Below are 5,499 nucleotides of genomic sequence, written 5' to 3'. Positions count from 1 at the left end.
TATTTGTGATATTTAACGGTCGTAGAAAAATACCTGTCTCTTATACACATCTAGATGTGTATAAGAGACAGAGAATAGATTTAACAGAGAACCACAGAAGGAGGACACTATGAGAGGAACCGTTTCAAATGATCAACGTGTTTATTACTATGAATCGCCCTTCTTGATGCAAGGTGAAAATGGCTTGACACTTAGCCAGCTGCGAGCACAATTCATAAAAAAGTTCTTGAATAATCCACGAGCCAAATACGTTACCGAAAATTACGCTCTTGAAAAGGATCAACGACGAATCAATATTTGGCGCAAGGATGGCAAAATTCTTTCAGAAGATGAGCTGCTTCGGATCGATATGATCGTTCCGCAAATTTTTGAGACGAATTAATTTTTTAGAATAGAGAGTTTACGACAAAAAAACTATTACACTAGGTTGCGGCCGAATGTAATAGTTTTTTTGATTGAAGTGCTAAGATTAGTTTTCCTTTTTCAGCAGTGCTAAAAATTGATCGCCGTAATTGTCGAGTTTACTTTTTCCGACACCTTTGATCTGCAGAAATTCTAATGGACTTTGCGGCTGCTTTTCTGCTAATTCGGTCAAGGTTTTATCTGAGAAGATGACATATGGCGGCAGATTTTTCTCCTGCGCCAATTGCGAGCGTAAACTCCGCATTTCTTCAAATAGCTCATTATCCGCAACTAATTGTCTCACCGGTGCCTGCTTACGATAGACTTCCTGCTCACCTTTAAGAACTAAAACGCCCTGTTGAGAAACCGACAACACAGGATATTGCCCCTCTGAAGGGATCAGATAGCGCTCCGCCGTCAGGTAATCAATCAAACCGGAAACCTCTTTTTGCGAATGCTCCTTCATTAGTCCATAGGTTGGCAACTGGTTAAACTTCCATTGATTGATTTTTTGATCATTTGATCCAGTCAAAACCTTAGCGACCAGCGCCTTGCCAAATTTTTCTCCCATACGCTTCACGCAAGACAATACCTTCTGCGTATCTGTTGTAATATTGACCTGCTCGCGCTCGTCTAAACAGTTGCTGCATCTTCCGCAGTCTGGCTGGTCCTCGCCAAAGTATTTCAAAATATAGCGTTGCAAGCACATTTGTGTATGGGCGTACTGGTTCATTTCCCGCAATTTGGTGTATTCATTTTGCTGATACGTCGCCTCTGATTGAGACTGCTCAATGAAAAACTGCTGGATCTGAATATCTTGAGGCGCATAGAGCAATACCGCTTCACTTGGTAACCCATCTCGTCCAGCCCGCCCCGCCTCTTGATAGTAAGATTCCAGATTTCCCGGGATTTGCGCATGAATCACAAAGCGCACATTGCTTTTGTTGATCCCCATACCAAAAGCATTCGTCGCCACCATCACTTCGATGCGATCAAATAGAAAGTCCTCTTGATTCTGCAATCGCTCAGCATCCGCTAACCCGCCATGATATTTCCCGACAGCGAAGTCGTGATGCTTCAGCAGATGATACAAACGTTCAACCTCTTTACGGGTTGAAGCATAAATGATCCCAGATTGTCCGCGATTTAGCTTCAAATATTCTAATAGATAAATATCCTTCTGTTCCTTAATAACCTGAAAAGCTAAATTTTCTCTGGCAAAACCTGTTTTGATCTCGTTTTCCTTTGAAATATGCAGCAAATTCGAGATATCATCGGCTACCTCTGGTGTGGCCGTCGCAGTCAACGCAATGATCGTTGGTTGCTGATTAAAATTCTCAATCGTCTCCGCTAGTTTCAGATAGCTGGGACGGAAATCATGCCCCCACTGGGAAATACAGTGCGCCTCATCAACAGCCATCAGTTCAATCGGAACATAATGCAGCATTTCACGAAAATCCGCAGACTCCAAACGTTCCGGCGCCACATACAGCAGCTTGATCTCGCCGCGTGCAGCTTGTCTAAGGCGCTCATTCATCTCCAAATTAGATAATGTACTATTGATAAAAGCAGCTGGAATTCCTAACTCATTCAGACTGTCTACCTGGTCTTTCATCAAAGAGATCAATGGCGAAACAACCAGGGTCAATCCTTCAAGAACGAGTGCCGGCAATTGATAACAAATCGATTTTCCGCCGCCGGTTGGCATAATCCCTAAGACATTTTGCTTTTGCAGAACCCGTTGAATGATCTCTTCCTGTCCACTCCGAAACTGCGTATAGCCAAATTTCTCTGCTAATAATTCTTTTAATCGTTCCATACTTGCGCCCTTTCTTTATCTATAAATTCTTGAAGAATGGCTAATCACTTTTAAATGAAGCCCATTTCCTATCAGGGCGCCATAAAAATGAGGCGGGATAAACTCATCCAACGCCTCAAGAGTAATTCTGTACAATTAGCTTCCTCAAGATATCTTTTCTATCAATAAAGACAAGTATAGTTAACTCCTTGTTAGTTATCAATCAGTTTCGTACTCATTTAGTCGATTTTTAAATTAGGACTGAGGTCATTCAAAAATACATGCTATCAAATTGTAGAACTGAGCAAGAAGGTAATGTTTATATTGTAAAAAAATCCCCCAACCACCTTTATGAGAGCGGTTGAGGGATTTAAATTAATGGCTGATCCCTCAGTCGTATGTTTTAACCTGAACATTTCCGAGAAAGATTTCATTTTGAACATTTAGTAGTCGATCCTGTAATACTTAAACAGTTTGACTCCTGGCTGCTTTTCTTTGTTTCAGGAAGAAAATATACAAGAGATCAAAAATGCTGCAAACCGCTCCGCAAATTAAAATATAGACATTCGTTTCTTGAATTAATCCCATCAAAAGTGTTGGTGCTAGCGTACCAATCCATTTTGCAATAGCCATCAAAAGTGTTTGGCCTTCTGTACCTTTTCGCTGGAAAAGCATCACTAAAAATAAAATAGACATGGCTGCGTTTTGCATAAAGGCCGAATACTGAGCAGCTGGAATCGCTGGGAAGCTAAAATAGAACGCCAGTTGAAGGGCAAAACAACTTGCAAATGCTAGGATACTAAAAGACATAAAATATTTTTTCGCAGCTTTCGGAAAATACTTCTTCCCATATTTGAAATACGTATAAACAATAATTAAGTCGCAGCATGCCCATACTAAGTTGACATAGCCCTGCACACCGCCACCAGCTGGATCAATCACTAAATCATTAACTGAGTACAAAACCTCCCACGCAAAATTCAAACCTAAAGCAAACAGCGGCATCGCATATGTTTTATCCTTCAGCCCATTACGAATCAGTTCGATATAAACGATCGTCCAGGCAATTCCGCTTAGTAATGTTAAAAATAGTTCCATTCTGTTTTCCTCCAATTAATTACAATTAAACTGTTACATGTGTTACACTTCGATTGTAGACTTCAGACTTATTGGTTACAAGATACAATCAACTAGGATTTGTTACACTTAACGGAGGGATCAAGATGGGAGAAAATAATCAAGCACAACTTAGTAAAAAATGGATTATTGCCGCCTTGTTACAGCTGCTAGAAAAGAAGCCCTATTCAGAAATCACGATTACCGAAATCACAAAAAAAGCGGGCGTTGCACGCCTCACCTTCTATCGCAATTTTGATAGCAAGGATCAAATTTTATTGACTCGATCGGAGGAGCTCTTTCAAGAATATCTCGCTGAGATAAAACAATCACAGGAAACAATCGATATCCGTCAAGCCTTGCTTCACTGTTTTGAGTATTGGCAGAAAGATGCTAAAACGATGGACCTACTGATCAAAAATAATTTGGTCTACTTGATTGAGCAACCTTTTTATACTTTTTTAGAAGAAATACTGGCGGAAATTCCTGATCTAAAGAATTTGAATGACATCCAGAAAACATTTATCTTAGGCGGTATCACGCGTACCATGCTTCACTGGATCTCAAGTGGCAGCACTCAATCAGCCGTCCAAGTAACCGAAGCCATTTTGACATTAATTGATTTAGACCATTTAATAAAAAGTGAACCATAATTTTGAAGGAAATAGAGGCGATAGTTACGATGAATCATTATTTTTTTAAAGACATTCCCACGTTGCAAGAACATTGGCCCGAAATCAGACACTTGTTTATTCAAAGAGAGGTTCCTGCGAAAACGTGCCTGCTGGCCGAGGGCGACATCGCTACAAATATTTATTTTATAGATCGAGGAGCACTAAGATTGTGGAACAACGATGAAGGTCGCGATATCACCGTGCAATTTTTCTTTGAAAATCAACTTGTCGCTTCTTTTGAAAGCTGGTATCAAAAAGTCCCCAGCAGTTTTTCTATTGAAAGTATCGAAAAAACGACGGTCACTTCATTAAGCTCAGACGCATTTGATCAACTGGTCCACCAATTTCCTGAAATTAATCCTTATCTGATGCGCTTAATTAGTGAGCGTTTCGTTAGTTACACCAACTACTTTTTGTCACGAATCAAAGATACGCCTGAGAAAAGATACCAAGAGTTGATGATCAATGAACCAGAAATCCTAGAACGTGTCCCGCAACATTACATCGCTTCTTACTTGGGAATTACACCCGTTTCATTAAGTCGAATTAAACAGCGGAATAAATTAACATAAGTTAATGCTCCATTGTTCTTCTCCCGTTAAACTGAGAAACAGTAAATGGAGGAATGAATAATGAATACCGTAATTGTTTATAATCACCCTTATGAGGGAAGCTTTTGTCATGCATTATTGACAGCAACAAAAAAAGGCGCCGAGGCTGCTGGACACACGGTGGATGTGATTGATTTAGATCGCGACCACTTCAATCCGGTCATGACCGGACAAGATTTATTGGCTTTTAGAAATCATAGTGTATCTGACCCACAGGCACTTGCTTATATCGAGCGCATCAAGCAAGCGGATCAGCTTGTTTTCATATTCCCGATTTGGTGGGAATTGATGCCCGCTATGACAAAAGGCTTTATTGATAAAGTAATTTTCCCTGGCTCTACCTATAATTACACAAAATCAGGCTACGGAATGATCAGCAACTTACCTAAATTAAAATCAACCACCGTAATCACCACCATGAATACACCGAAACTGATGTACAAATTTGTTTATGGCAATGCTCTTCAAAAAGCTCTAATCAAAGGTACCTTCAAAAAGTCAGGTATGAAAAATGTCACCTGGCGAAGTTTTAATATGGTAAAAGCAAGTTCAGAAACGACAAGGAAAAAATGGTTGAGTAAAATTGAAACTGAGTTTTCTCAAAAATAAATTGACAGGTTCAAGGCCAAAAGGAACGAAGCAATCTCTATACTTGCTTCGTTCCTTACTCTTATCTATCCGTTAAAAAAGTTCATTAGATTTTTTTTGGCTTCGTTTAATCCAAAAAAACTACTGGTATTGTTTTTGTCTCTCTCATTCGATCAATACCTATATCAATTATCAGAAGACTAGCCCCTTCTCCAACGACAATTACCCACGAAAATATTTTGCCAACACTTCTCATATTTCTATATTTGAAACTTCTCCTCCAGGAATAAAGAGATATCAAAATATAATG

The 5,499-nt window shown here is 39.6% G+C and carries 7 protein-coding genes; 4 read left to right on the top strand and 3 right to left on the bottom strand.

Features of this window, described 5'->3' with window-relative positions:
* Positions 1-109: 109 nt before the first annotated feature.
* The gene (locus tag A5875_RS04205) at positions 110-382 is read left to right on the top strand and encodes a hypothetical protein (protein WP_088932445.1); all 273 of its coding nucleotides are present in this window, start codon (positions 110-112) and stop codon (positions 380-382) included.
* A gap of 87 nt (positions 383-469) precedes the next feature.
* Here A5875_RS04205 and recQ read toward each other — a convergent pair whose 3' ends face one another.
* Together recQ and A5875_RS04195 are read right to left on the bottom strand one after the other, a co-directional pair.
* Positions 470-2,221 carry a DNA helicase RecQ gene (gene recQ, locus A5875_RS04200; RefSeq protein ID WP_088932444.1) on the bottom strand — a complete coding sequence of 584 codons (1,752 nt, stop codon included), beginning with the start codon at positions 2,219-2,221 and terminating at the stop codon, positions 470-472.
* 444 nt (positions 2,222-2,665) lie between these two features.
* Positions 2,666-3,298 carry a transmembrane-type terpene cyclase gene (locus A5875_RS04195; protein WP_088932443.1) on the bottom strand — a complete coding sequence of 211 codons (633 nt, stop codon included), beginning with the start codon at positions 3,296-3,298 and terminating at the stop codon, positions 2,666-2,668.
* Positions 3,299-3,423: 125 nt separating this feature from the next.
* Here A5875_RS04195 and A5875_RS04190 point away from each other — a divergent pair, with 125 nt between their 5' ends.
* Genes A5875_RS04190 through A5875_RS04180 form a run of 3 tightly spaced genes read left to right on the top strand, consistent with a single transcriptional unit; the run spans position 3,424 to position 5,210 of the window.
* On the top strand, positions 3,424-3,969 hold the full coding sequence (locus A5875_RS04190) for a TetR/AcrR family transcriptional regulator (RefSeq protein ID WP_088932442.1): 546 nt from the start codon (positions 3,424-3,426) through the stop codon (positions 3,967-3,969).
* A gap of 29 nt (positions 3,970-3,998) precedes the next feature.
* Positions 3,999-4,562 carry a Crp/Fnr family transcriptional regulator gene (locus A5875_RS04185; RefSeq protein ID WP_088932441.1) on the top strand — a complete coding sequence of 188 codons (564 nt, stop codon included), beginning with the start codon at positions 3,999-4,001 and terminating at the stop codon, positions 4,560-4,562.
* A 60-nt stretch (positions 4,563-4,622) separates the two neighbouring features.
* Positions 4,623-5,210 (top strand): NAD(P)H-dependent oxidoreductase, encoded by a 588-nt coding sequence (locus tag A5875_RS04180; protein ID WP_088932440.1) that lies wholly within the window; start codon positions 4,623-4,625, stop codon positions 5,208-5,210.
* A gap of 106 nt (positions 5,211-5,316) precedes the next feature.
* Here the strand turns inward: A5875_RS04180 and A5875_RS23980 are convergent.
* Positions 5,317-5,499: hypothetical protein (locus A5875_RS23980; RefSeq protein WP_217809342.1), on the bottom strand; the 183-nt coding region annotated here is incomplete at its 5' end.

It is taken from the genome of Enterococcus sp. 3H8_DIV0648 (genome assembly GCF_002140655.1).
GTDB lineage: Bacteria > Bacillota > Bacilli > Lactobacillales > Enterococcaceae > Enterococcus_A > Enterococcus_A hulanensis.
This window is presented reverse-complemented; position numbering and strand designations above follow the sequence as displayed.

Excerpts from the sequence above, each read along its gene's own strand:
- A5875_RS04205 (WP_088932445.1), top strand. The coding sequence starts at position 110 with ATGAGAGGAACCGTTTCAAATGATCAACGTGTTTATTACTATGAATCG.
- recQ (WP_088932444.1), bottom strand. The coding sequence starts at position 2,221 with ATGGAACGATTAAAAGAATTATTAGCAGAGAAATTTGGCTATACGCAG.
- A5875_RS04195 (WP_088932443.1), bottom strand. The coding sequence starts at position 3,298 with ATGGAACTATTTTTAACATTACTAAGCGGAATTGCCTGGACGATCGTT.
- A5875_RS04190 (WP_088932442.1), top strand. The coding sequence starts at position 3,424 with ATGGGAGAAAATAATCAAGCACAACTTAGTAAAAAATGGATTATTGCC.
- A5875_RS04185 (WP_088932441.1), top strand. The coding sequence starts at position 3,999 with ATGAATCATTATTTTTTTAAAGACATTCCCACGTTGCAAGAACATTGG.
- A5875_RS04180 (WP_088932440.1), top strand. The coding sequence starts at position 4,623 with ATGAATACCGTAATTGTTTATAATCACCCTTATGAGGGAAGCTTTTGT.